Genomic DNA, 586 nt, shown 5'->3' with positions numbered 1-586 from the left:
GCAATCGGTAAAGATGGTGAGTTAGGACTGACGCTATTTAAAGAGCAATTTTTGCTGTTTTCACCTGTGTCGGTAACACATTTTAGCTATTTATCAGATCACAAAGAGCAAGAGCGCAATGCTTGGTTGTGGCTACAAGAAAAGCCGAATCGGTATATCTTGACCCAAGGTGGGAATGAGATGGAATGTTTCGATGCCAACAAAGCGAAAAAACTAGGGGAAGCCCACCGCCGGGATTGGATTTTATTTGATGCCGAGAGTGCGTTTGAATCCTGTCAGCCGCCAAGAAGCATCAAACGATATGAGCTACATATCGACAAGCCATATTCTTAATCTCTTGAGCCGCTAAACATACATAAACAAGAAAGGGGAGCGTGATGCTCCCCTCTATTATCTGATGACTTTCGTATCTGATGTCTATTTATTATAACTGCGCAGCCATATCGTCGGTTAGTTGGTTCAAACCTGCCGACAGTGCATCAACCAGAGCGTCGTAGCCTTCATCTTGCAATGGCATAAATATTTTTACTTGCGAGCTTCGAACGACGTTGCCGCTTGCATCGATGAGTAACCATTCACCTTCAAT

The 586-nt window shown here is 43.9% G+C and carries 1 protein-coding gene and 1 pseudogene; one reads left to right on the top strand and one right to left on the bottom strand.

Annotated elements, in window-relative coordinates; genetic code table 11:
* A pseudogene (locus R7093_RS26730) lies at positions 1 to 333 on the top strand (glycosyltransferase family 39 protein); the annotation flags it as partial.
* A 91-nt stretch (positions 334 to 424) separates the two neighbouring features.
* Here R7093_RS26730 and R7093_RS26725 read toward each other — a convergent pair.
* Positions 425 to 586: ABC-type transport auxiliary lipoprotein family protein (locus tag R7093_RS26725; RefSeq protein ID WP_318147212.1), on the bottom strand; the 162-nt coding region annotated here is incomplete at its 5' end.

This window comes from Vibrio sp. 1580 (assembly GCF_033340055.1).
This window is presented reverse-complemented; position numbering and strand designations above follow the sequence as displayed.